General features: G+C 56.7%; 19 protein-coding genes and 6 pseudogenes. 13 read left to right on the plus strand and 12 right to left on the minus strand.

Annotation, left to right across the window (positions count from 1 at the left end; translation table 11 throughout):
• Positions 1-171: 171 nt before the first annotated feature.
• Positions 172-1,848 (minus strand): annotated as a pseudogene (locus ACODNG_RS15900) (transposase).
• 154 nt (positions 1,849-2,002) lie between these two features.
• Here ACODNG_RS15900 and ACODNG_RS15905 point away from each other — a divergent pair.
• Together ACODNG_RS15905 and ACODNG_RS15910 are read left to right on the plus strand one after the other, a co-directional pair.
• Positions 2,003-2,995: a hypothetical protein gene (locus tag ACODNG_RS15905; protein WP_434523129.1), complete on the plus strand. Its 993-nt coding sequence runs from the start codon at positions 2,003-2,005 to the stop codon at positions 2,993-2,995.
• Between the two features lie 476 nt (positions 2,996-3,471).
• On the plus strand, positions 3,472-3,789 hold the full coding sequence (locus ACODNG_RS15910; protein WP_144927964.1) for a hypothetical protein: 318 nt from the start codon (positions 3,472-3,474) through the stop codon (positions 3,787-3,789).
• Between the two features lie 885 nt (positions 3,790-4,674).
• On the opposite strand, the gene ACODNG_RS15915 is transcribed toward ACODNG_RS15910, so the two are convergent.
• Positions 4,675-5,910, minus strand: coding sequence for an MFS transporter (locus tag ACODNG_RS15915; RefSeq protein WP_095638109.1), 1,236 nt, complete (start codon positions 5,908-5,910; stop codon positions 4,675-4,677).
• A 259-nt stretch (positions 5,911-6,169) separates the two neighbouring features.
• Between ACODNG_RS15915 and ACODNG_RS15920 the strand changes: the two are divergent.
• The 3 genes and pseudogenes from ACODNG_RS15920 (at position 6,170) to gdhB (ending at position 10,611) form a co-directional block, all read left to right on the plus strand.
• A pseudogene (locus ACODNG_RS15920) lies at positions 6,170-9,053 on the plus strand (bacterio-opsin activator domain-containing protein).
• Positions 9,054-9,162: 109 nt separating this feature from the next.
• The gene (locus ACODNG_RS15925) at positions 9,163-9,306 is read left to right on the plus strand and encodes a rubrerythrin-like domain-containing protein (RefSeq protein WP_137691468.1); all 144 of its coding nucleotides are present in this window, start codon (positions 9,163-9,165) and stop codon (positions 9,304-9,306) included.
• Between the two features lie 2 nt (positions 9,307-9,308).
• Positions 9,309-10,611, plus strand: a pseudogene (gene gdhB / locus ACODNG_RS15930) (glutamate dehydrogenase GdhB).
• A 739-nt stretch (positions 10,612-11,350) separates the two neighbouring features.
• Here gdhB and ACODNG_RS15935 read toward each other — a convergent pair.
• Positions 11,351-12,208 (minus strand): deoxyhypusine synthase, encoded by an 858-nt coding sequence (locus ACODNG_RS15935; RefSeq protein ID WP_434523130.1) that lies wholly within the window; start codon positions 12,206-12,208, stop codon positions 11,351-11,353.
• A gap of 209 nt (positions 12,209-12,417) precedes the next feature.
• Here ACODNG_RS15935 and ACODNG_RS15940 point away from each other — a divergent pair.
• Positions 12,418-13,157, plus strand: a pseudogene (locus ACODNG_RS15940) (uroporphyrinogen-III synthase).
• Positions 13,158-13,196: 39 nt separating this feature from the next.
• Here the strand turns inward: ACODNG_RS15940 and ACODNG_RS15945 are convergent.
• Both ACODNG_RS15945 and ACODNG_RS15950 read right to left on the minus strand, forming a co-directional pair.
• Positions 13,197-14,365: pseudogene (locus ACODNG_RS15945) on the minus strand (MFS transporter).
• Between the two features lie 458 nt (positions 14,366-14,823).
• On the minus strand, positions 14,824-15,546 hold the full coding sequence (locus ACODNG_RS15950; protein ID WP_241686139.1) for a glucose 1-dehydrogenase: 723 nt from the start codon (positions 15,544-15,546) through the stop codon (positions 14,824-14,826).
• A 209-nt stretch (positions 15,547-15,755) separates the two neighbouring features.
• Here ACODNG_RS15950 and ACODNG_RS15955 point away from each other — a divergent pair, with 209 nt between their 5' ends.
• The 3 genes from ACODNG_RS15955 (at position 15,756) to ACODNG_RS15965 (ending at position 16,877) form a co-directional block, all read left to right on the plus strand.
• Positions 15,756-15,989: a hypothetical protein gene (locus ACODNG_RS15955; protein WP_095638115.1), complete on the plus strand. Its 234-nt coding sequence runs from the start codon at positions 15,756-15,758 to the stop codon at positions 15,987-15,989.
• A gap of 155 nt (positions 15,990-16,144) precedes the next feature.
• On the plus strand, positions 16,145-16,426 hold the full coding sequence (locus ACODNG_RS15960) for a helix-turn-helix transcriptional regulator (RefSeq protein ID WP_095638116.1): 282 nt from the start codon (positions 16,145-16,147) through the stop codon (positions 16,424-16,426).
• Between the two features lie 106 nt (positions 16,427-16,532).
• Positions 16,533-16,877, plus strand: a complete 345-nt coding sequence (locus ACODNG_RS15965; RefSeq protein WP_233139251.1) for a plastocyanin/azurin family copper-binding protein — start codon at positions 16,533-16,535, stop codon at positions 16,875-16,877.
• Here ACODNG_RS15965 and ACODNG_RS15970 read toward each other — a convergent pair.
• Entirely contained in the window at positions 16,834-18,018 is a 1,185-nt protein-coding gene (locus ACODNG_RS15970) for a tellurite resistance/C4-dicarboxylate transporter family protein (protein ID WP_434523131.1), read from the minus strand. The genes ACODNG_RS15965 and ACODNG_RS15970 overlap by 44 nt on opposite strands.
• 165 nt (positions 18,019-18,183) lie before the next feature.
• Between ACODNG_RS15970 and ACODNG_RS15975 the strand changes: the two genes are divergently transcribed.
• Positions 18,184-18,549: a group I truncated hemoglobin gene (locus ACODNG_RS15975; protein ID WP_186313448.1), complete on the plus strand. Its 366-nt coding sequence runs from the start codon at positions 18,184-18,186 to the stop codon at positions 18,547-18,549.
• A 45-nt stretch (positions 18,550-18,594) separates the two neighbouring features.
• Here the strand turns inward: ACODNG_RS15975 and ACODNG_RS15980 are convergent, their stop codons facing one another.
• Both ACODNG_RS15980 and ACODNG_RS15985 read right to left on the minus strand, forming a co-directional pair.
• Positions 18,595-18,981, minus strand: coding sequence for a CGCGG family putative rSAM-modified RiPP protein (locus ACODNG_RS15980; protein ID WP_233139242.1), 387 nt, complete (start codon positions 18,979-18,981; stop codon positions 18,595-18,597).
• 95 nt (positions 18,982-19,076) lie between these two features.
• Positions 19,077-19,749, minus strand: a pseudogene (locus ACODNG_RS15985) (helix-turn-helix domain-containing protein).
• A gap of 544 nt (positions 19,750-20,293) precedes the next feature.
• Here ACODNG_RS15985 and ACODNG_RS15990 point away from each other — a divergent pair.
• Complete coding sequence (locus tag ACODNG_RS15990) at positions 20,294-21,034, plus strand: hypothetical protein (protein WP_434523132.1); 741 nt, start codon at positions 20,294-20,296, stop codon at positions 21,032-21,034.
• Positions 21,034-21,510: a hypothetical protein gene (locus tag ACODNG_RS15995; RefSeq protein ID WP_434523133.1), complete on the plus strand. Its 477-nt coding sequence runs from the start codon at positions 21,034-21,036 to the stop codon at positions 21,508-21,510. The genes ACODNG_RS15990 and ACODNG_RS15995 overlap by 1 nt, the downstream gene beginning before the upstream one ends.
• 70 nt (positions 21,511-21,580) lie before the next feature.
• Here the strand turns inward: ACODNG_RS15995 and ACODNG_RS16000 are convergent, their stop codons facing one another.
• Positions 21,581-22,810, minus strand: coding sequence for an RNA-guided endonuclease InsQ/TnpB family protein (locus ACODNG_RS16000; protein WP_144927947.1), 1,230 nt, complete (start codon positions 22,808-22,810; stop codon positions 21,581-21,583).
• 9 nt (positions 22,811-22,819) lie between these two features.
• Positions 22,820-22,960: a DUF2080 family transposase-associated protein gene (locus ACODNG_RS16005; protein WP_144049586.1), complete on the minus strand. Its 141-nt coding sequence runs from the start codon at positions 22,958-22,960 to the stop codon at positions 22,820-22,822.
• A gap of 604 nt (positions 22,961-23,564) precedes the next feature.
• Between ACODNG_RS16005 and ACODNG_RS16010 the strand changes: the two genes are divergently transcribed.
• A complete protein-coding gene (locus ACODNG_RS16010) occupies positions 23,565-23,717 on the plus strand; it encodes a hypothetical protein (protein WP_186313447.1) in 153 nt (50 codons plus the stop codon).
• 334 nt (positions 23,718-24,051) lie between these two features.
• On the opposite strand, the gene ACODNG_RS16015 is transcribed toward ACODNG_RS16010, so the two are convergent.
• Positions 24,052-24,327, minus strand: a complete 276-nt coding sequence (locus ACODNG_RS16015) for a cupin domain-containing protein (protein ID WP_434523134.1) — start codon at positions 24,325-24,327, stop codon at positions 24,052-24,054.
• Positions 24,324-24,704 (minus strand): cupin, encoded by a 381-nt coding sequence (locus tag ACODNG_RS16020; RefSeq protein ID WP_095638125.1) that lies wholly within the window; start codon positions 24,702-24,704, stop codon positions 24,324-24,326. The genes ACODNG_RS16015 and ACODNG_RS16020 overlap by 4 nt, the downstream gene beginning before the upstream one ends.
• Positions 24,705-24,860: the final 156 nt, after the last annotated feature.

The raw sequence follows: 24,860 nt of genomic DNA on the forward strand, positions 1-24,860 counted from the left end.
TATAGCACCGCTGGTATCCACGATATCAGCCGAACCACCGAACTTGACACGGTTCACACTCGGGCCGGGACACCACTTCCAGTTAGTATCCCAACTAGAACTGCGTATTTGAAGAGATCAGAACAGCGCTGCCGCTCGTTACTCCTGTTCTCACTGGCTCAATATCGGCGATTACCCGACTCCAGTTTCCTTCTTCAACAGTGTGAGCGTATTGTCCGCAGTCACAATCGGGGAATGCTCGTACTCACCCGTCAACTCGACTTCCACGAGGAGGTCGACGGCCCGCCAGATTGAGTACAGCAGACAGGCGAACGCGAAGTAGAAGAATCGCAGTACGAAGTTCTTCGAGGTTGTCGCGGCCATGAACCGCTTAATGCTCCGGTAGCCGCTCTCGATCTCCCAGCGATAGCCGTACTCACTCAGCAGTCCCACATTACCGTTGCACATGAACACCGAATACTGCCGGTGGTCAGTGTGTTCAGAATTCTCGTTTCGACGGTACACGAGCGTCGTCTGGTGCCACTCATTCTTGCCCAAGTGGAGCTTACGGTCGTTCACGTATCGATCTGTCTCACTCTTCAAGAGTCGTTTCGCCTGGGCTCTCTCGCTCGTGTGCATCCGCTTTGGGACGACGTACGTGAGCCCGCGTTGGCTAATCATCTCCAAGACGTGTTGGCTGTCGAATTCTCTGTCCATCAGCACGCTGTCGACGTGGACGAGGTCCTCAGCCGAGTCGAGTCAGATCCTCGACAATTTCCAGCCGACTCTCGCCACGCCGCACCGGCCTTGCGTCTAAGACAATCGGGACCGCATTACCGACGAGCTGGACGGTCGCCCACTGATAGGCGTATTCGTCGGTCTTCTCTTTGTCCCGATGATCTCATCCTCGTGACCTGTTCTATCACCGGTGAAGGGCTCAGCTTCAGTGATGTCGATGGCCACGATTCCGGCTCGGAAGAACTGCTCTGTCTCCGCGACTTCATCCAATAGCCGTTTCACGGCCTGACGGTACATCTCACGAATCTCCGCTATCGAGAGGTCACGAATCTGATCACGATGGGCGTGCCCCAGAGGTGTCCGACTACGCGTCGACTCGTAGATGAAGCTCCGAGCCCCCTCATTGGCAGCTAAGTTCTCGCGGAGGCCGAGATAGGTCTGTAAGTCCCAGTAGGCATTCTCGTGGATCTCACAGCCCTCTCCGCGATCCATCGAGAACGCCGGGAAGACAACGCGACTGACGTGATCCGTGATCGTTCCCGCCTGTTCCAGCACGGTCTGCTCGTCCGGATCGGAGTCTCCGGTACTGTCTCCTCGCTGAGGGAGCGTCCTGTCCGGGTCACGCGGAACGCTCACACCCGCGTTTTGGGCATTGATCAGGGCCGTCCGGGCAGCCGTCTCAACCGTCTCGCGTAACTCACCCGTGAAGCGCTCGTGCCAGCTACGCCAGAGCGTCGACTGATTCGGAACGCTCTCGAGTCCGAGTTGCTCACGCAATTCAGGGTGGCACTCGAGGAATTCGACGAGTGCTGTCTCGTGGTCCCATCCGTGGAGTTCTTTCAACATGAACACTCGAAAGAGGGTGTCCATCTCGTAGCTCGTCGATCCCGCATAGCGGTCATGGGTCTCGAATTTGAAGTAAGCGAGCGGCAGCGAACAGACGAACTTTTCGACCGAGTTGTGGCACTCGTGGCAGAACCACGTCTCCGAAATCGTCCGAACATCTGATTCCAGTCCCGCGAGCGACGTTCGGTCATACAGTGGTGTCGAATCATACGCCGGCCACTCAACGTACAATCGCTGAGCGATACGTCGAAAGATCGTTCGACGAGACTCGGGAGTCGAAGCCACTACGAGATACTGACTCGGACACGCAGAAGTCCTCGTCCATCTCGATAAGAGACATCGAGATTGGGGAAGGTCGGTACTCGCTAGGGGAGAGAGATTAGTTCCGCAATCCGGTTCCAGGGGGAACACATTTCCTCCACATGCCTCTAGTCGGACTATGGCTCACGAGTGCGACGATTGCGGGGAGTCGTTCGAGACACTCACTCATCTCCGACTTCACGACTGTGGCGATGTCCAATCGGACACGTTCTCGGCCTCGACCGATTCGGGGAGGTCTAAATCTGACTCATCTCCAAGCCAAAAACGGAACAAAGAGGTTGCCGAACTCGATAACCTGCTTGATCGTTTCTCCGACGGTGACGTGGATGCCCTACACTACGCAGTCGTCGAATTCGAAGCAGCACTCTCGACTGCAGTCGAGGAAGACAGCAGTGGAGATACGTTTCGGGACGTCTTCTGGCCATACTACGAGCGCGTCAGCAACGAACTCGACGATGCAACGAGAGTACACGGTTGGCCATTCCTTGCGGATGTAATCGATGCGCATGAGCCCACTGAGAAGGCCGAATTTCCGCTCGTCACGCCCACAATAGCAAACGCTGTCGGGCGATATCTTATTCGAACGCGGATAACCGATGGTGTCGAGGCGATTCCGGTCAAGGCACTCGAATATCTGAACACTGTCGCGGTCAACGCTCCCGAAAGCGACGATGTCGCACGCGAGGAAGTCCATGCTTATGGGTGGGGAATCGGACATCCAAACCACTCAGTCGTCGACCAGCTCCACGCCCGTACGACGGAGGACATCTTCTCCGTCAGCCCAACAGTCGAACACGCCTTCTACGCTGACCAGTACGCTGCCGTCGACCTGCTCGAACAGCTGGTACGAGACGATTCGATCAATGGGACGCTCCCTCGCGTCACCCGTGACGATATGCCATATCGTCGCTACCTGCTCGACTGCGTCTACGGACTGAAAACAGACAGCCACTGGCCGGGGATGCCACGGTACTACGACTGGTACGATGAGTTGGATTACGCCTTCGAACTCGACGAGACAGTCGAACAGCGTATCCGAGACCTCGTCGAAGAGATGGGCTTCGATGCCGATCTCTCGAATGACTGGACGTTCCGCGATCTCGGTATTTGAGGGAATTAACAGTACGCTTTCCCCGCCGCCCGACATACTGGCTGGTAATGCCGTTCAGCGTCACGTAGCACGTGTTCTTCAAGCAATAAGAACTCCTGGCTCTGATAGGATGAAAGCCTGCTAAGTCCTCAGAGTGCGTAAATAGGTACTGGGGTGGTCAAAGGCCGATGATTCAACAGCGTTTCAGAACGCGTGGCTCTGATTGGCCTACGTGCCAAGGAAGCACCATCATGGGAGGTCGAATAGGTGTTGCTCCATTTACGCACACACCACCCATCAGCGCAGCAGCAGCTCGTACCGATCTGCTAGGTGCTTGACCGCATGGAGGAATTTGATCCACAAGAAGTGGCTCTGTTGAAATCCTCAACAAATGATATATTCTGGCCCGGTTGCGGTCAACACAGGGAGTTAACCTACCTAAAGCCGACCGATTTTCTCGGGTGTAAGTATTTGTCGGAGCACTATGGATTATTCATATGGCGATGTCCTCCAAGACCCTCAATGTGGGATTGCGTGATGTCGGTTTCTCCCTCCTGTGTATCGTGTCGGTCGCCGCGATACTGCCCGTACAATTCGTCTCACTGATCGTCTTCGATACCATCGGACTCGACCAATTCATTCCCAGTACAGTGATTTATACGGTGGTGCCTGCTGTAGTGGTGACTGCTATTCCGGCAATCGTGGCCGCTCGTCAAAACAACCGTCGGGGTTCGCAGGTGATTACGGCGGTAGTGTTCATCGCCGCGATCCTCGCCTCTATCCTCGTGTGGAGCGGGTTCTTCGTCATCGGATAGCGACGAAACACACGCAGCTCTCACCAACCGGCTGTTTCAGCCTATCGTATCTCTGAAGAATGTGGGTTCAACAGAGCCGGATATGTGGCTCTGTTGAAATCCTTTTCTTCAGATATGTTCTCGTCTGAGATAGCCGGTTACTGAATAGTGTTTCTTGATCTTGTGCGGGAGTAGGTGTAGTACGTCGCTCAGTGTGATGGCGTGGGGATTTATAAGTCAGATCACCGTGTTGCTGTCGGCTGTTTATAAGCGGTCGACGCTGCTGCGGTGAGGGCCTTCAAATCCCCAGTCGCGAGGCGGGCGCACGCTCGCTGCGCTCCTCACTCGGTCGCTACCGCTCCCTCGTTGCGGTGCTTACGTCGCCTGCGCCCGCCTCGCGACTGCCCCTTTGAGTCCCGCCCCGCACAGCACCGCACAGCACCGCACAGCACCGCACAGCACCTCACGCCTCCCCAGCCTCGCCGCTCACGCCCTTGCGGGCGTTCGCGGCGTCCCTCGCGGGCTGGCTCGCGGCCTCCGCTTCGCTCCGGCCGCTCGCAGGCGCGCCACCGCACCGCCTGCCATTTATAATCGACCGTCGGCGCCGCTAGCGACTATTTAAATACCGAATCGCTACTACCGATCTGCGATACTCACTTCCGCAATCGCTCGTCGCTACGTCTGTACTGAGCGATTCATGAGTCCCCTGTACTGAGCGATTGAGGATGAAAAACTATCAACTTCAGAGGGTTTCAACCTACACGTCAAAACGGCGCCACCGACGTACCGACGTTCATCACCGAGAGCCGAACTGTCGCAGAATCCTTTCCAGTTGAAGAGCACCAACAGCTGTTCAGCGCCGAGTACCACGACTTGACAGCGTGAAAGACAGTTGCTGAACCCTTTCTACGAGTAACCTGGCTCTGGAGCTCGCCATGCAACCACGATTCCACAGATAGCGACGACTCCAGCGAGTAGAAATGCCGTATCGAACCCCGCTCGGTCGACAACAACGCCGCCTACAATCGGGGCAAGGAACGCCCCCGCTAACCCGACACTCGTCTGGAACGCGACGGCTGTCGCAGCGACTCTTGAATCGACGACTTCCCGGACATACGTGAAAGACAGCCCCAGCGTAAGCTGAACCGCGAACCCGGTGAGCAGCAGGAGCGCAACGAGTAATGGAAGTGACCGAAACTGAGTGAACACCAATACGAGCGGAGCAGCAGCTGCGAAGGACCCGAAAACGATGGGTTGGCGGCGACCACCGAAGACGCGGTCAGACAGGAGGCCACTACTGATTCTAGAGACGACCCCGATTGCGGGGAACACTGCCACCAGGAGTCCACTCACAGCGAGTGACAGGCCAAGCTCGGTCGTGAGATACGACGCGCCCCAGCTATTCACGAACAAGTACAGCGAATAGCCGAGAAACCCGAGCAATCCGACAGACCAGACCTCCCGGTTCCGAAGAACTGCACCAAACTCCTGAACCGAGGGGGCATCTCCCTGACTCGTCCCGATCCCTCGACTTGCTGGCCAGAATACGATGAGACCCATGACTGTGAGCCCCGTGAACGCAATAAAGATTGTAGGCCACCCGAATCGATGCGCAATGAGTGGCCCGGTTCCTTGACCGAGCGCGAATCCGATCGGGCCACTTGCGGTGAAAATGCCGACAGCGGTTGCTCGATTCCCGCTAGTCGCTGCTCGACTCACGATATCGATGCCAGCGTTCCACACGACGACGTAGGCGACCCCCCCAAGCGCTCGCGACGCAATCACTGATCGGTAGTTCCCTTGCCGTCCAGCAATCCATCCCCACGTTCCGGCGACAAGTAGTGTGAGAACGGCGAGTGCCATCACGTTTCTAGAGTCTGTCCGGTCAAGCACCGCACCAACTGGAAGGCTTGCGATCACTGCAGTACCGAACATGACTCCAACGAGGAAGCCTGCGATTGTTGGCCCGATACCCAGCGAGTCACGAATAAGCGGGGAGACGCTCGCGGGCACAATCTCGTAGGCTGCCAACCCTGTCGAGATGAGGCTCGCGCCGGCGACGATACCCCACGTTGACTGATGTTTCTGGTGTGGATCGCTATTAGTGGGTTCTTGATGCTGGGGGGTCGGTTGGGTAGTCATTACTCGAGAATGTGGACGGACGGTGAACCACGGAAATCGGGTATCGACAGGTGCCTGTAACGAATTCTGACGATAGTGTATCCATGTTATGTATCTCTCCGCATACCTTTAAGGGTTAGATGGTAAATCCTTTTATTCTCTTACTGTTAGATGGTTAACCACCAATGTACATTCATTCTGGCCTAGGCCAGCAGCAGAATTGGGGACGAATTCGAACCGGGCTCGAGGGAAGCGTTCCCTGTATTCAACTGATCGAATAATGGTCGCTTCTCAATTAGTCCTCAATTCGTCGACGGTACTACTCGTCGGAACAAATAACTGGCTCACGCAATTCGCTGTTACGCTTGAGACACGGACTGACGCGACTGTACATACAGTTGGAACCAAGGCGGAAGCGAGTGATATAGTCCGAAATCGGACCATTGACTGTCTCATCACCGGAGACACGCTCGAAGGGGCAACAGGGCTGGAACTCCTCAAGGAGATCCGCACCGAAACCACGACGCTCCCGGTCGTACTTTGTACCGCCGCTGGGAGCGAAGCTATTGCCAGCGACGCTATCAAGGCTGGTGTCACGGATTACATCGTGCTCACGGAGCCGGTAGAAGAGATGACCGACGAACTCATCGAACGAACCGAGCGTGCCGTCCGATCCGCACGGCGGACAGCCACGCGATGGGACCGGGCCAGACAGTTCGACGCCATATTCAACGATTCGCGGACCGCGACGTGGGTGCTCGATCCTGCTGGCTCACTTGCGCGTGTGAACAAGACAGCACGGGAAATGAGCGATGTGGATGTTGAAACGATCGTCGGTGAACCGTTCTGGACGCTTCCGTGGTGGGCAAAGACCGGTACGAAGAGCACGGACGTACAACAAATCGTGGAGAACGCGTTCGATGGGAGATTCGGCAACGCGGTCGTCACACAGCCGCCACACGTCGAGGATCCACGCGTCATCGATCTCTCCGTGCGTCCAGTCGAGAACGAGCGTGGAGATCTCGTTTCAATCGTCGTTGAGGGCGTAGACATCACCGAGCGCGTCGATCTCGAACGCGACCTCCGACAATCAGAGGAGCTCCACCGCGTCACGCTCAACAACATGACCGATACCGTCCTCATCACGAACGAGGCCGGCGAGTACACCTATGTTTGTCCCAACGTCCACTTCATCTTCGGCTACACGGCCGACGAGATTCACGAGCAAGGGACGATCGACAACCTCCTCGGTACGGACCTCTTCGACTGTGAGGAGCTCACAGAAGACGGCGTGCTTAAGAACATCGAGACGACCGCGACGGACAAAGCGGGTCGTGAGCACACGCTTCTGATCAACGTTCGCGAGGTCTCGATTCAAGACGGGACGCTTCTCTTCAGCTGTCGGGATATCACGAAACGTAAGCAACGCGAGGAGGCGCTTGCGACCCTCCAAGAGACCGCCCGTGATTTTCTGTACGCCGAAACGCATCAGGAAATCGCCCAGCATGTCGTCGACGACACACCTGTCGTCCTCGATCTGGATGCAAGTGCGTTCTATCTCTTTGATGCTGATGCCAACGAGCTTCGACCCACAGCGCACTCGGCGACGATGAAAGAACTCAACGGTCCGCTCCCCACCGTACACGCCGACGGCGAAACACTTCCGGGTTACAGTTTCGTCGAGGACGAAGCGCTGTTTTTTGACGATGTTCATGAGGCAGACCGGCTCGAAAACCGGGTGACTGACCTCCGCAGTACAGCCTACATTCCACTCGGTAACCACGGCGTGTTCGTCGCTGGCTCGGACCGAGTCGGCGTCTTCGACGACGTAACCCGGGAACTGGCTGATCTTCTCGCTGCAACCGCCGAGGCAGCCCTTGACCGCGTCACACGCGAGTCCCGACTTCGAAAGCAAGATCGCACACTACAGGAACAAAACGAACAGCTGACCGAGCTGAATCGGATCAACGAGACGATCCGGGAGATGGATCAAGCTCTCGTGCAAGCGGAAACACGGGAGGAAATCGACCATACTGTCTGTGAGCTGTTGACCGGCGAGAACCGATTCCAATTCGCCTGGATCGGGACGATTGACCGGATAACTGACTCCGTCGAACCACGGGCTTGGGCAGGCAGCGAACAGGGATATCTGGATAGCCAAGCATTCGCTATCGACGCATCAGCTGGGGAGCCAGCCGGGCAAACCGCGGCCACTGGCGACGTGACGATAGTGACGAACGTCGCCGCTGGTCTCCGCGACGAGCCGTGGCGGAAGGCCGCACTGGCTCGTGACTACCTCTCTGTATTGAGCATCCCTCTCGTGTACAACGACCTTACGCACGGCGTGTTGACTGTCTACGCACCGACCCAGGACGCGTTCGACGACACGACGAAGGCTGTCCTCGCTGAACTCGGCGAAACTATCGCGTCTGCGCTCAGTGCTATTGAACGAAAGAATCCAGCTGCTCACGACATCGGTGACGCGGGTCGAATTCGGCATCGATGATCCTGCGTTTATCCTTTCACGGCTCGCTCGAGACGCAGCGTGTACACTCTCGTATCGAGGTGGAGTCCAACAATCCACAGAGGGAAGTTACGTGTTTGTGACTGTCGACGACGGAGCAGTAACTGACGTTGTAGACGCCGCCTCGCAGTTGGTCGGGATTGACGACGTACAACAGATTAGTACGGATGGTGAGGGGAGTGTGCTCCGGTTGCGGCTTACCCAACCGTTTCTCGCTCTCGAGCTGGCCGATCATGGTGCTGTCTTCCACGAGGCAACCGCCGACCCGACATCCACAAGCCTCGTCATCGATATTCCGGACAGTATCGATGTCCGGACCATCACCCAACTCGTCCGAGAGACGTTCTCCACCGTCGAACTCCGTTCGAAGCAGACGCTGGATCAGTCCATGGAACGCGACTTGTACTCGAAGTTCCTCGAGAAACTGACCTCACGGCAACTCGAGGTGATCCAGACGGCATACTACAGCGGGTTCTTCGAGTCACCACGCGAGAACACAGGCGAAGATGTTGCGGAGACACTCGGAATCTCCCCTCCAGCATTTTATAAACACTCTCGGACTGTCCAGCGCAAACTGTTCGAAACGCTCTTCGAGGAGCACAATATCTCAATTTCGGGAATCGAAGAGTTCAATAACTAACTCCAAATTTCAGAGGGTGTTTGGTGGTTAACAGCTGAATATTCCCTTATACACTTATTACACGTACATAGAGTGCCCTATATTACCGGCTGGCACTCGTGAACCCACTATGATAGATGTCGACCCTGAATCAGACGAAAAAACCCCGTACGAGTGCTTCGAGTGTGGCAGCATCATCATCGCAGAAGACAGCCCAGGCCAATGTCCCGACTGTGGCGGCCCGATGCGAAACCGGCGAATGTCACTTGAATAATTATGGCATCAAAATCTGAGAGCACCCACAACGGATCGGACGACGAGGCGGCAGAACCAATCGAGCCTGAGTCGGCACTCGAGACCGCCCGCCGTCAGTTGGATCATGCTGCCAGTCACTTGGATATCGACCCCAGTATCGTCGAACGGCTCAGATATCCGAAGAAAGTCCACGAAGTAACAGTCCCAGTCGAACGCGATGACGGTACGGTCGATGTGTTCACCGGCTACCGAGCTCAACACGACAGTGTCAGAGGCCCGTTTAAAGGAGGGCTCCGGTATCACCCCGAGGTGAGTAGAGACGAGTGTGTCGGACTCGGCATGTGGATGACCTGGAAGTGCGCTGTTATGGATCTCCCGTTCGGGGGTGCCAAGGGTGGCGTCGCAGTCAACCCGAAAGAGTTGAGTTCGGGAGAAAAAGAGCGACTCACTCGTCGGTTTGCCCAGGAAATTCGCGATGTTATCGGACCGAATCGCGATATTCCCGCGCCGGATATGGGTACTGATCCACAGACGATGGCGTGGCTGATGGACGCGTACTCGATGCAGGAAGGTGAAACGATACCGGGAGTCGTCACCGGGAAGCCACCAGTCATCGGGGGGAGTGAAGGTCGTGAGGAAGCGCCTGGACGGAGTGTCGCGATCATCACCAAGCAGGCCTGCGAATATTATGGGAGCGATCTCGAGGGAACAACGGTCGCAATCCAGGGCTACGGGAGTGTCGGTGCGAACGCCGCCCGGCTGCTTGATGAGTGGGGAGCAATGGTCGTCGCAATCAGTGACGTGAACGGCGCAATGTACGACCCAGACGGGATCGAGACGGCGACCGTCCCGTCACACGACGAGGAGCCTGAAGCCGTCACGAAATACGCAGACGACGTGATCTCAAACGATGAGTTGCTCACACTCGATGTTGACGTACTCATCCCTGCCGCTCTCGGAAACGTGATCACCGAAGCAAATGCGAGTGCGATCGCCGCTGACCTCGTCGTTGAAGGCGCAAACGGTCCCACCACTTCGACGGCGAGTGCGATTCTCGCAGAGCGAGACATTGCAGTTATCCCCGATATTCTCGCTAATGCTGGCGGAGTCACGGTGAGCTACTTCGAGTGGCTCCAGGATATCAATCGCCGATCGTGGTCGCTCGAACGGGTGAACGACGAACTCGAAACGGAGATGCAAAGCCGCTTGGCAGGCAGTCACAGACGAATACGAGCACCGCGATGTCACGTGGCGTGATGCAGCCTATATTGTTGCGCTCTCACGGATCGCTGAATCCCACGAGGTACGGGGGCTCTGGCCGTAGGGAGATGGACTATCGCCCACTCAGACGGATCCGACAGCCAACTACCCCGTTTGAACGGGGACTGTTTGGACTGTATCAACTCGTTAGCCCCGGGACTATCCTCATCACTATCTGCTTTATCGGATACGTCGTCATCGGCTTCAGTTTATCTTACGTCGGAATCTATGAACCAACGTACTCCGTTATGGGTTTCACTGATCCATTTTTCACGAGTTTGTCATTTCTAACAGGGCTCTTCATCAGTACGATGTCGGGGACGCTTGTGGCGCTCACGCTCTTGCTTAGTCCCAACGATTCGAAGGCTGATCTCGTTGTCGTGGTGAGTTTCATCGCTCTTGGATTTGGGGCCGCTACCATGCGAGTCACATTCGGAGCCGTCCAAGCATATTTCACTGAGATAGTAAGTAATCTTCTATAAAAACAATAAATAGTTTGAAATACGGAAGAAATTGGTTACTTGAATTGAGGCGCTAAGGCCCCTTCCTCAACGAGCAAGTGGAGCGAGCGAGTAGGGAAGGATTCAGCGCCGCACAAGTATCAAACACGTTAGACGCTCGGCCTACAGGCGCACCACCACCTTATTATATTGTTCTCAAGAACTGCTCAAGTGGATCCAGACACAGGGGCTTGCTACCGATGGCCGGTCGGTTCACTGTACAGGATACTGGTAAGTCCCATCCGTCTCGTGACTGATCACGCAACAAGCCGGCTGCGTGGTTCATGTTCGGGTGTATCATCTCTACTCGCTGAAAGCACCCGCCACGAGCAGTGGGAAGACGAGCGTCGCCTCTGCTTCGACCTGCGTATAATTTGTCCGGTCATCATCTTTGATCTTCCCCCACGATACTGCCTCGTTCGGGGGTGCGCCAGAGAGTGACCCATCCCCTTCCATACCGGTCGAGATATAGACGACGTAATCGGCCCCACCGCGGAACAAGTTCGTCATAATCGCGTGGTGTTTCGGCACGCCACCTCCAACTGCGATCAGACCCGTCGTATCGGCGAGCATTCCGTCCTCAATGAGCGAGTCGTAATCGTCGAGAATCTCGATTCCGACCTCCGAATCGTACCCCTGTCGGTAATAGTAGAGAAAATTCCCAACCTCGGAATCCGTCAGTGCCGGACAGTAGACGGGAACATCATTGTCCGCTGCTTGTTTCAGAACCGAATCCTGATCGTCGAGTGTCTCCCCTAACTCTCGGGCAAACGATGTCGGCGTCCGAACCTTTTCCTCAGCGAAGAACTCCTCGAAGAAGTCGTATAGGTACTCCTCCAACCAAACGTAACGGTTGGAAGGGACGAACAGATTCCCAAGACGGTTGATTCCCTGTTCCCGGAGAACTGCTTCATCCGCATCCCACTCTCCCATTTTGAACGGCTTCGCCGTTTTGATAACATCCTCCGCCAGCGATCCCGCGGTCGTGATAAGCACGTCGACGTACCCTTCACGAACGAGGTAGGCGACGACTTCACGCAATCCCGACGAAATGATATTCGACGTGCATGTGAGATAGATCGTGGCATCGGCGTCTTCGCATTTGCTCGGCGATGTCGATGGCCTCTGCGAGTTGCGTCGCCTGAAAGCCCGTCGTTGCATACGCTTCCAGCATCTCCTGAAAATCGAATTCGCCACGGAAGTCGTAGCCCTGCACGTCTGGCGTGGTCAACTCTTCAGCACTTCCCGGAACAACGTGGTCGTGAGACTCCTCGTCCATACCGGCAATTAGCAGGATGCCGGTTTGAATCGTTCGAGACGGGTCGCCGATTCTCGATACACACAAGTCCAGCATCAGCTAACTGTTCAATATGTCCCAGCCGACGGTGGCTGTTCTCCGACCCGACGACAGCCGTATCGTTGAGGCGGTCGAGTATCTCCAGTCACTCGATGTATCCCCGATTCCAGACCCAATGCTGGCAATCACACCGACCGGTCAGGTTCCCCCAACATGCGGACTACTGTATCTTCACAAGCGAGACCGGTGTCGATCTAGCTGCGACAGCGGGATGGAAACAACGAGGCACCACTGTTTGTGCTGTCGGAGATCAGACTGCAACCGCATTATGCGAATCGGGGCTATTCAGTCGATATCGTTCCATCGACGTTCACATCCACAGGACTCGTCGACGAGTTATCTACTGAAGTCGAGGGCCAAACCGTTGAACTTGCTCGGAGTTGCACACGGCAGCGAAGTACTTGTTGAAGGACTGGAAGCAGCTGGTGGAATTGTCAGCGAAACAGCCTTATATCGCCTGAAACGACCGGAGACTGCGGGACAGTCGGTTTCACTTGCGGTAGACGGTAAGCTGGACGGTATACTGTTCACCTCGCCAAAGACGATAGAGCACTTCGTTCAAATTGCGACTGAACGTGACGCTGTCGCTGCACTCCAACGCGAGCTAGAGGAGACGATTGTTGGAGCGATAGGAGCACAACAAAACGTGCTGTCGACAAGCATGGGATCGCTGTTGATGTTATGCCGGATACAGTGGGGTTCACACAGCTTGCCGAGGTCACCGTACGTCGAATTCTGGATACCCACCAATGAACACATTCCGTCTCCAATCTGTTAGCTGACTTTGAGTGTTCACTGACGTCTCACCGTAAACCACGTTACTCCGATCAAGAAGGCAGCGGCACCAGACACTAACAGGGTTTGACGATAGCCGAACAGTGCTGCCGAGCCCCGACACTAAGCGGCGGACCGACCGTCGTGCCGAGTCTGAGAACACTTGTCCGAATACTCATAATGCTCCCGCGGAATTCGTCCGGTGCTCGTTCGTTGAGTGCCGTATCCGTAATCGGCTCTGCAAGTCCTTGACCAAGTCCGAATAGAAGGAGTGCACCAGCAACTACGTATATAGAGTCTGCGACGGCGACGCCGACGAGTCCGATCCCGTAACTCACGAATCCGAGCGCGATCGATTGGAAGCTCGTGAGCGACCGAAGCACGCGATCACCTTGCATTGCTGTCGCTCCCATCGTAACCGCGGGTAATCCCACGAGAAGGCCGATACTCGCTGATGAGAGGTGATATTCGTTGGCGAGCAGGAATGGAACGGCGGTGAGTTGCGCGCCGTAGAGGATGACGAAAATACCGAAGATAGCGAGATAGAGCACGACGAAGGGGGTCATCGATGTGGGTCCGGTGAGGAATGCACGGATACTCGAATTCGTATTGTTCTCGTCGCGCTGTGGCTCCTCGAGCAAGGTTATGCCGGGTACAGCGACGAGCAGCGCGAGGAGAAAACACGCGAAGGGAGCCGACCAAGCGACTGTCGCCAGCGCACCGCCGAGTAACGGATAGCCAGCAGCACCCACCGCGAGAATCGCCGCGTTGGTCCCAATTAGCACTCGTCGTTGTTCACCGGAATAGAGGTCGCCGAGGAGCGTGACCGTGAGCATCGCAATCGCACTACTCGCCGCCCCTTGGATGGCTCGCAGGACCAAGATCAGGGTGAAGTCGGAAATGAAGATGATACCGCCCCCACTGAGTCCGAAGACAACAAGCGCCGGGATTAGAATCGGTTTTCGACCGATGCGGTCAGTTAGCAGTCCAATCGGGAGAGTGAGAAAGATCCCGGGGAGCGTGAACGCCGACAGCAAGAGGCTGGCCTGTGCCTCCGAAATGTTCCATGCCTCCTGGACCGCTGGGAGTACAGGGCTGATGAGTGAGACACCCATGACAGCGACGAGCGTACTCGCGAAAATCACGGCTGTTGCTGGCGAGTTCCGGAGTTTCCGTATCCATTCCATTCGCTCTATTACTCTTTCGGTGAGCGCTCCCCGTAAGTCATCCGCTATGGGGGAGTGGTCGCCCTGAATCAGAACCGGAGGACGTTCACGGTGAGCCAATTATGTTCACAAGCCCAAAGACGCAGATTATTACAAACGGTGTAGGTGAAAGCCACGTGGTTTGACATCCAAGCAATTCACCACGGAGTGTGACTACACTGGGCATCGGACGTCCGGGAAGAAATTATCACCATGACTGAGCTCCTTGAGGAGACGTACGTTGCGGCGCTCGCAGCGTGATTTCGTAGATGTTTCCCCGGAGGCATGCTCGTAGGTGTGGTTCGACGACCACCCTGCTGGTTTAGAACAACAACCGACGAAAACTACCCCTCAGTTAGCCCTCCGCCGGATCTCCTCGACGAGTTCAAACAGTTGCACGACGGACAGTACCGACTCTCGTGACCGGCTGGATCCGTCACTCACCGCTGCGTCTGGCCACCATCGACGGGAAGCGCGTGCCCAGTGACGAACGAAGCGTCGTCCGAGCAGAGCCACACGATCACGCTCGCCACTTCGGCGGGATCGGCCGGTCGACCCATCGGCACGCCGGCGGTGACTTCATCCTGCTCCTCGGGAGACATCGACTGGAGGGCACGTGTGTTAACGATTGTCGGACAGACTGCATTAACTCTGATACCGTCTGCGGCGAATTCGAGCGTGACCGACCGCGTGAGCCCGACAACGCCGTGTTTGCTCGCGCTGTAGGGCGTCCGACCGGGACTGCCCCGTATCCCGGCGTGTGAGGCAGTGTTGACGATAGCCCCGCCACCGGAGTCCAGAAGAGCCGGTATCTCATGTTTCAGCCCGAGCCACACGCCTTTCTGGGAGATGCTGGTGACGCGGTCCCAATCCTGCTCGGAGATGTCGGTTACTGGCGCGGGATCGGCTCCGGTGGCGACGTTGTTCACTGCGAAATCGAGGCGGCCATACTCTTCAAGCGCACGCTCAATCATCGCCTTGACCTCAGTGGAGTCGCTGACATCAGTGCGGACGAACGTTGCGTTCCCGCCGTCGTTTTCGATGCGGCTGACTGTCTCTCCGCCAGCCTCGTCGTCGATATCCACGACAACGACATCGGCTCCCTCGTCGGCGAATCGCTCCGCAGTCGCTCTGCCGATCCCCGACCCCGCACCCGCTACCAACGCGACACCGTCACTAAAGTTCCGCGAAATGCTGCTGAAAGACACCGTTTATAACCTTCGCCGGAGCGTCCGATACCCGTGAAATCCGCCACCGTGTACCGAAATTACAGAGTCGTGAAATCTAGTGAGAACACTGGAAAACCGGTGTGGAGGTGGGGGTCTGGCGATGATCCCAATGTCCTACTATCTGCGTTTCATAGGTACTGGCAATGGCGAATTCGCGGCGGCCCATCGCACCAGCTGAAGAAAATGTCCTCAATCATCTTGAGGCATATCTCGAAGAACTGGGCGATACCAACCCGCTTACGCGTGAGATAGCTATCACATACCTCGAAGATCACGGAATCAAGCCTGCCGACGGACGCGATATAATCAAACAGCTACTCCTGAAGGGGTATCTGTATGAGGTTGGTGACGAAATTCGGATTCCACCACGCTCGTGACGAGTTGGTACGTCTGTTGTCTATCAGACTCTTCTCTCTCTCTTATCGCTAGTTCACGCCTGTACCAAACACAACAGATCTTCCCCAGATGGTTCGTTACTTCCGATATACCAGAAATCGATAGTATTTCATGAATATAACTCGAGACGCGAACGATGTACGATCTCACTGGCTTTCAGCGCGATCTCCTGTATGTTATTGCCGGGCTTGAGGACCCACACGGGCTCGCAATCAAAGACGAACTCGAAGACTACTACGAAAAAGAGATCCATCACGGGCGGCTGTATCCAAATCTCGACACACTTGTCGAGAAGGGGCTGGTCGAAAAAAGTCAGCGTGATCGACGAACTAACGAGTATACCACCACTCGTCGAGGAACTCGAGAGATCGAGGCCCGAGTAGAGTGGGAAAACCAGTACATCGATCACGCAAACTGACACCCCATCCGTCTTTAGTTAATACTATCAGTAATACTCGGTAGCCGTGGTTTTCGCCCAAATACGGCCTAGCCACACCAGCTACGGCAATAGAAGGGCGTTTGTGATGGTTACTTATCGCTCGATCTCGCCAGTACTGGTGTCTCATCTGTATCTTCTCCCGCCTCTAATACTGACAAGCATACTTTTGAGAATTGTATCACTCTCAAGCTTAACTAAAGACGAATGGTCTGGCACCTATACGTACGTCTGTACACCGCATGAGGTGGTCGGCATGAAGGGTGCCATTCACGTAGAGTTATCTTCTCTCCGCCCTGATGACGAGGTCTTAGCCTTACTATTTCCAGCCGGCGAAAACGCTACGAGACCATCGGGTGACCGCTCTCTTCTACCCGAGATAGCGTCCGTCACACGGACTCCCGAGCCGGTTCCTCCGTCGGATCGATGCTGAAAAACACCCGTCCGAGTGCCCGTGCCATTCCGACAAGCGTCAGCGCCCACACCACCAGCGCAAACCAACTCCAGTACACAGGCACGACGGAAAGCAGTCCGAAGGTTCCAATCCCGGCGAGATTCAGCGTACACGCCGTGTACATCCCCATCGGGAACACCCGCCCCCACGCAGTCGGCGAGTACGTGTGAACCCCCCTACCGAATCCGAGCCGCAACCACGGGGCCACAATCACCCAAATTGGCGGTCGGCCGTCGACCCCATCGGTGAGGAACTTCCAGACGTCAATCGCGAGCAGCAGGGGGATCCACCAAGAGGCGATCGCCCACGCGAGGAACGTTACGCCGACTATCACTGGTGGATACGGTTCCCAGCCTTGAAACGCCACCAGCCCCGGGCCGAGCGTCGTCCCCGCGAGCGTCGTGATCGCCGCCGCGCCCATCGTGATCCAATACGGGCCGGTCCAATCGTCCGGGCGGATGGGGCCATCGAGGAGTCGATAGCTGACGACAGTAACGACGACGAAGTAGAGGACATACCCAGAGCCGAAGTAGCTCATGCTCAACAGGACGACTACGTTTCCGTACCCTGCCAGCGGTTCAGCAAGCAACCCGCCGAGGACTGCGAGCGACTGCATCCAGACGATCACGAGCAAGAAGGCGCCGTCGATCCGCTCGCTCACACCCGCCTTTCCCGTGCCGATGATCTCGGTTACAAACAGGTAGTACAGCAGCAGTGGCGTGGCGACGACGGTCACGCCCCACATCGCGGCCGCCACCGCGACAATATCGAAGAACAGCAGAAACTGAACCCCGATGGTATTCGTGGCAACAATGAAGGTCAGCGTGCCCCAGTGTCGGTCTCGGTTCCGTAGATCGGCGAGCGTGCGTTTGGGAAAGGCCGCAGCTCGAACTGCGAACAGCGCAAGCAACAACGCGTAACAGGCGACGTTGAACACCGCTAGCGGCCGCGCGATAATTGTGATACCCAGCTCGAAGAAGGAAATTGAGACGATCCCAGTCGACATGACGAATCCGAAGTATGCCGGGTCGAGTATCTTGAGAGCGCTACCGAGAGAGGCAGCGAGTGTCTCCCTGTTAACAGAGGTAGACCGGTCGTCGATTCCGGATGAATTGGTCATTTCAGTCGCTCAAAGTGGGGGTCGATCCCACCGTATTGTCGGATTTTGGCCGGGCGGATGGTAAATGGGTACCGTTACGAGATCACACCTAACCACATCCCGGAAGACATTCACCGAACATGTTCTTTCGGAGCAGTCTTATTCTTGAGATATTAAGTGACAGTAGTGGCGAAAACGCAAACAATCTACGCAAGGATCGGCGGAAATGAAGCTGTCGAATCTGTCGTGGCCGATTTTTATGATCGTGTCTTCTCAGATTCACTTCTTCAGCCGTATTTCGAAGATATCGACCGTGATGCGCTGTACGCTCACCAAGTACAATTCATAAGTGCCGTAGCAGGCGGCCCGGTATCATACGACGGCGCCGATATGCAGGCTGCTCACGAGGGAATGGGAATCACCGGGGAAGCCTTCGGTCGCGTTGCGACATACCTCGCCGAAGCGCTCAGAGAGAACGGTGTCACCGAGGACGACGTCGACGCGATCCTCGATGAAGTCGGTGCGCTCAAGCCGGATGTCGTGGCCCAGTAAACGCATGTAAGTCGAGAGGTCTTTCTGAGGAGCTTTTTTCACAACTCACTGCTGGACGCGATACACGTAGCCGCCACAACCGCACTGATCGACGACGCTGGTCTCTGCGTCCGGGTAGTGGTCGTGGATCGGCGCCTCAAGGTACTCCTCGGGAGTGCCGTGGTTCGGATGCGTGACGAGGTTGACGTGGTAGTCAGGTTCCGTCTGATTGATCGCCGCAAGGGCGTGCTCGATTAGCGTCTCTCGATCGTCAGCGTACCGTTCCTGTTCGAGGTTTGCGGACCACGACGCATCATGCTCCTCATCGAGAAATGAGGGTGCCAACTCGTTGGTTTCGGAGGCAGCCGTGGTACGTTCGCGGTCTGATTGCTGGTTCCGTGTGGACATGAGAATATGTATGAGACGGACACGCCTCCATGTCTGTGCGAACATGTTCGCTACGTTCCGCTTTGCGGAGAGCCAGGTCGGGGGTCACGGGTGCAATCCCGACGACCTCCCATTCGTCACGAATCGTTGAGACCGACGCTCTACGTATCGGTGTCTGTGCCGGGATCGAATTCGAGCGGATTTCGAGGGAGATCGTCGACGAACTCCCGGACGATCGTTCGTTCCACGCGTTGGAGTGTCTCGCTGCACGTGGATTTCGCGATCCCGACGTGTTCGGCGACCTCTGTCAACGTACAGGTGCGTGGCACGTCGTAGTAACCGCGTTCGACCGCCTCGAACAACAGCTCTCGCTGCCGCTCGGTGAGCGATTCAGCCGGGTTCAGCCGCTGTTGAACGTACTCGACATCGAACTCCGCACCGACGCCTCGAAGCATCTTCCCGAAGTCGGCGATGCGCTCGTGGGCGCCGGTGACGTCGATTCGGGCCACTCCGTTCTCGATCTCAACGGGCATCTCGATCGGGATGCCGGCCTGCCGTGCAGCCGCCATCAACAGCGGTTGCATGTGCCTCGACTTGGACGGTGGCAACCCCGTCACTCAACGCCATTACCGAGACTTCCTCGATCGTGTCGTGGACCGTTATCGCGTCCAGAATTTCATCAATATCGTCAGCGGTGATCTTCACGAGCGCGAACCCCGCACCGTCTCCGGGGGTCGCACTGAGTACCTGAATCCGTGCTTCCGGGAAGTCCCGAGAGACCTCACCGACCCACGGTCCGTCTGGGAGATCAACGTTGAGTCGAGCCTGTGCCATATTCACCATTCGCTGTCACCGGGGAAATGGATTCGTCTTCGTACCCCGATCTCAGTGGATATCGGTTCGTCAGATCGGAGGCGAACGGAGACTCTCACGTGGATTTGGAGATGAGTGCCGCTTCGTATCCCACGGAGTGAGAGTCATCCTATCCCTTTTCGGTCTTTCTGCGAGAATATGAGAACACACCGGAATATCGATTACCATGACAAATACAAAATCAGATATAGCAGTCACATTCAATCCACAAGAATGGGTCGACGGACCGTACCACCTAGACGATGGGGCAGACAAACAACTGACTCCCGCCAAAAATCGGGAACCAGTAACGTTCGAAATACCCTGGGAGGACGGAACTGACGAGGAGGGAACTGTGTTCCCGGACGAATCGTACGAGGCGAATCAGTTACAATCGCACCCTGCTGCTCCGGAGTGGGTCCGAAATTGGGATGGGCCATACTACGTTCGGACAAAATCGGTTGCCGACGAGTAACGGGCAATTGACAGAACAGATCAAGTACCTCGAGAATAGCAGAAGTGAACCATGGCCGCTGAAATCTCACGCTGGTCGCGTCGATACGTTCTCATCGGGGTGATCGCACTCTGTTGTTGGCAGGTTGCCACTGTTGCTGGCCTCCCGCGACGCACGACGGTGGCGTTGGGCGTGTTCGGGTTCGTGTTCCACGTCATCTTCGGCAAATCCTACGCCCTCGTGCCGGCGTACTTCGACGCTGATCTCGTCTTCGAACACGCCCCGATGGTCCAGTTTCCCTTCATCGTTATGGGGACTGCGTGTTTCGCGCTCGACCCGCTTCTCGTTCGTCGCTTCCGTGTCGACCTCGGCGTTCTCGGCGGTGTGCTCTGGGCGGTCGGCGTCGCCGTGTTCGTCGGATCAATCGTACTGACGATCGCCGGACCACTCCGACGCGGGACGACTGGAACCGGGGATCACAACGCCGACCGACGGCCGCTCGACCGATTCGCGAATCGCTTCGTCCCGATCGTTCTCCTGTATCTCCTCGCCGGTAGCTACGAGAACGTCGCCGGACAGGCCAGCGAACTCCCGCCGCTGATCGGCGTCCAGGCTGCCGCAACGCATCTCTTGGCCGCCGGGGCTGCGACGTTGCTCGTGGTCACGCTCGGCTTTCGACTGCTTCCGCGGTTCCTCGGCGCACATCCGACCCGATCGTCGGCCGCCCTTGTCCTACCCGTTGCCGCGACTGCCCCGGGATCATCGCCGGCGGGTTCGTCGACGAACGATTGCTCCCACTCGGTGCCGCTCTGATGGTGATCGCGATGGTCGGCTTCGCGCTCGTCGTCTTCGGAATGTGGTTCCAGTCCGACAAACGCCGAATCGGATTGTACGCCCTTCTCCCAAGCGCGACGTTCGGCGTCATCGGCGTCCTTTTCGGCGGTCTCTTCGCAGTCGGCGGAACGTCTCCGGCGTTGATCGAGACCCACCTCCGAGTCAACCTGCTCGGCTTTCTCGGCCTGATGATCGTCGGAACATCGTTTCAGTTCTATCCGCCGCGGCTGGGCGCGTTTCCCGGGTCGTCGAACCGTTCCGCGAGCGTAGCGATCGCTGCGCTCGCTTGCGGACTCGGGATTGAGATCCTCGGTGCCGCTGTGATCGCCGTCTTCAATTCCTCGACGGCGTCTCTTTCGACACAAGCGATCACTCTCGGCCGTTGGCTCACGCTCTTTGGTGCGTTCGGGTACGCGTACCTCATCGCGAGTGTGTTCAGGGCACGATCGACATGATCTTCTCGGTCAACTCGGCCGTATCAAATCGTCTTATCTAAACGGGGTACTTCTAGTGAACTACCCCACCCTACTCGCTCACGGCTGACGCCGTTCGCTCCTTGAGGGTGGGGCTTCCTGTTTCAACGACGCACTTTGCAGATACCGAGGTATCCACAGGGAGCGCAGTCTCCACAGGCGTTGATTCGGAGCGTCCCGCTCCTAACCGCTTCCTGATACCGCGAGAAAGAATGTTCCACGCCGCGTTCGCGTCCCTATCCGCTTCAAACCCACACGCCGGGCACGAGTGTTCCCGGATCCACAACGGCTTCTCGGTTGAAACGCCGCAGGACGCGCACTCTTTCGTCGTCCCTCTCGGGTTCACAGCGACGAAGTGTGTCCCTTCGCGTTTACACTTGTACTCCAGCATCCGCAGGAACGTCCCCCACGCTGCACCTGCGCGGTTCCGAGAGTTGCCCGGTAGCTCGACCAACCCCTTTGCGTCCAAATCCTCTACGGCCACGAGGTCGTATTCGCGGGCATAGTAGTTCGAGAGTTTGTGAAGAAAGTCGCGGCGCTTGTTCTTCAACTCGGCGTAGCGTTCGGCCACAACTCGGCGCTGTTTCTCCCAATTCGCAGACCGGTGCTGTTTCCGCGAGAGGTTGCGTTGGGCGCGTTCCAACCGCTCCCGCTCGGCGGACAGGTCGAGAGATTCGACGGCGGTTCCGTCCGTGTCGTGGGCGTACTTGAGAATCCCCACGTCGATGCCAACGCACTTCTCGGGATTCTCCGGCTTCTCCGGTGGGTTGTTTGGGGTTTCGACACCGAGGATGGCGTACCACTTACCGGTCGGTTCGCGTTTGACGGTGACGGTCTTGATTTCGGCGTCGTCGGGGAGGTCGCGGTGGAAGGTGATGGGGATTTCTCCGAGCTTCGAGAGCCACAGTCGGGTCCGACCGCTCGTGTTCTTGAGCTTGAAGCCGGATTGACTGTAGGTGAAACTGCGGTACTCACCCGGTACTTTCCACTTGAGCGTCCCAACGCGGTAGCCGTTCTCTTTCCGGCCCTGGAGTGTCGAGAGGTTGTCGTACAACCGCTGAACGACCTTCTGTAGCACCTTCGAGTGAACGGTTTTTAGGTCGCTCCACCACTTCTTGAGACTCGGCAGGAGTTTCTGTTCAGAGTACGACGAGGTGTCGTCGTTCCGATTCAGGCGGTGGAGGAAGTGGTTGTAGACCTGTCTACAGGTATCGACAGTCCACGCTAACTGTTCTTCGAGGGCGTCGGACGGTCGAAGTCGATACCTGTAGTTGTAGTTCATCGGGTGGTGCTACTCGTCGGGGTCGGTAGTTCTGACGACTTTCACGTCCGCGCCACGCCATCGTTTCGGGACAAGGACGTGAGCGCCGTTGCCGGTGGCTTTGGCCGTCCCGTCGATGACTTCGTGGCCTTCGATTTCGTGTTTATCCATCGCCTGTGTTTACACTTAATTTCAACATAAATGTGGCGGTGGCCCTGTGGTCCGAGCGTCGAACGTGTCTGAGAATCGTGCGGCGCTGTATCCCCTCCCTACTCGCTCCCTCCGGTCGCTCGTTGAGGAAGGGGCCTTAGCGGCTCAATTCAGGTAAACTAGGATCAAACGGAGGTACGTCACGTTTGTCCATTCACGTCACTGGTGGAAACGGTTTCGAGAAGAGTCTCGCAGCCACGCAAATTCTCCTGATTGACGACATTAACCGATGTATCCCAACCGCGGTAGTCTACTCAAATCTGGAGGCGCTCTATTTCATCCGACCCACATGTGGGACACTCATCTGCCCCCGATGAAAGATTCTCACCGCACTGGCGGCTCTCCACGACTACCTCAGTCTTGTCACCGAGTAGTAGCCGTGTAAGTACTGTGCGGACACTCATGGGATCCAGAGTTCTGGTGGTTGTGAGTTAATCCTACTGGTGATCTGTATTCCCTAGAAATTCGGTGCGTTCGACCCGAGTAGCCGCCAAAGGCTTACGTTCAAGGCCGATTGACAATTGTTTGGAAGGAATACTGTCACACGCCTCTTCCATCCCTTTCCATGACCGCTGACGAATCATCTCTCGGTCATTGCCCGGAATGTGGTGAGGACATCTCGGAGGCGTGGATTCTTGTTGAATATGAGAAGGACGACGGCACCAAGGGCGTGTGGGCCGAGTGTCCAGTGTGTGAAGATGTTGTAGCACCGGAGTAGTCGCAGACAGCGGAATAAAGTGTTCTTCGTCGCGCCTCTAGTATAAGTTCGAAAAGTGGAGATTTCAGCGGAAGTTAGGTGTCTCTGCTCGGGGAAAGTTCCATAGCATCACGGATCAGATGTAGTTGAGATACTGGAGCAAGCGTTCTGCCTTGGCGATCTAGAGGCAGACGCGACGCATTTTCCCTCTGAGACCAAGGTTGCAGTCTTCAGCGACCGGTAGTTCCTTACCATAGTGCGTCTGAAGACCGAGGTTTCACCAGAGGTAGTCTTCCGTGTACAGAGGCAGTACCACTCTCCTCTGGCTACTCGTCTGACCGAGACGCCAAGACGATTAGTGCAGTGCTATCCTCGACGGCATGGGGAGCAATCTCTGGTCCCCGTCGAAGCAAGCCACGTCGCCTGCCGACAGCTCATGTGTCTCGCCGTCGAGTTCCAACTCGATCGCCCCCTCGATGAGATGGAACACGATTTTGCGGTCGGGATGCGAGTGAGGAGCGACTTCGCCGCCCGCGTCGAGAGTGAGTCTGATCGTCTTCGGTTCAGCGTCGGGGAAGACGTTGGCGTGGGGCTGTCCGTCCAGTTCGTTGAGGGTGTGTATCGTCGTCATGTATCGGTCGGATCGAATTCGTCGGTTCGGAGTCCTCGGCGGACCGGTTCGTGTTCGGCGTCGGTCGGCGGTGGAGCGGTGACGAGCAGCGCTTCGAGCCGCGAGTCGTCGTCGGCCTTGACACCGCGGTCGGTGTCCGCTCCGACGGTCACGACATCTCCTGGTTCGACGCGGTGTTCCGCATCCCCGTCGCGGATGAGCCCGGTGCCGGAACGGACATCGATCACCACGTCACTTGATGGAGCGTGAACCGGGATAAACTGTCCCGGTTCGAAATAGCCGCAGACGACTTTCATCTGTTCGCTCCGAAATACTTCGACTGTCGAGAACTTCTCGTCGTCGTACGTCCGTTCCGCGTCGAAGTCAACGGCCGTCATACCGGATCACCCGTTCGGCAGGCGCCGCGGTCGTTTGTCCGGACCGCCGCTCGGGCGCCGGCGATGGACGATTTGCCCGCTCGATGGTTTTTAGGTTGGCCTAAATTCATGCAACTCAACCTGCGGCACGGAGCGGTAATCGGGTTGGGACGAACA

It is taken from the genome of Halorubrum sp. AS12 (assembly GCF_051122765.1).
Lineage (GTDB): Archaea > Halobacteriota > Halobacteria > Halobacteriales > Haloferacaceae > Halorubrum > Halorubrum trapanicum.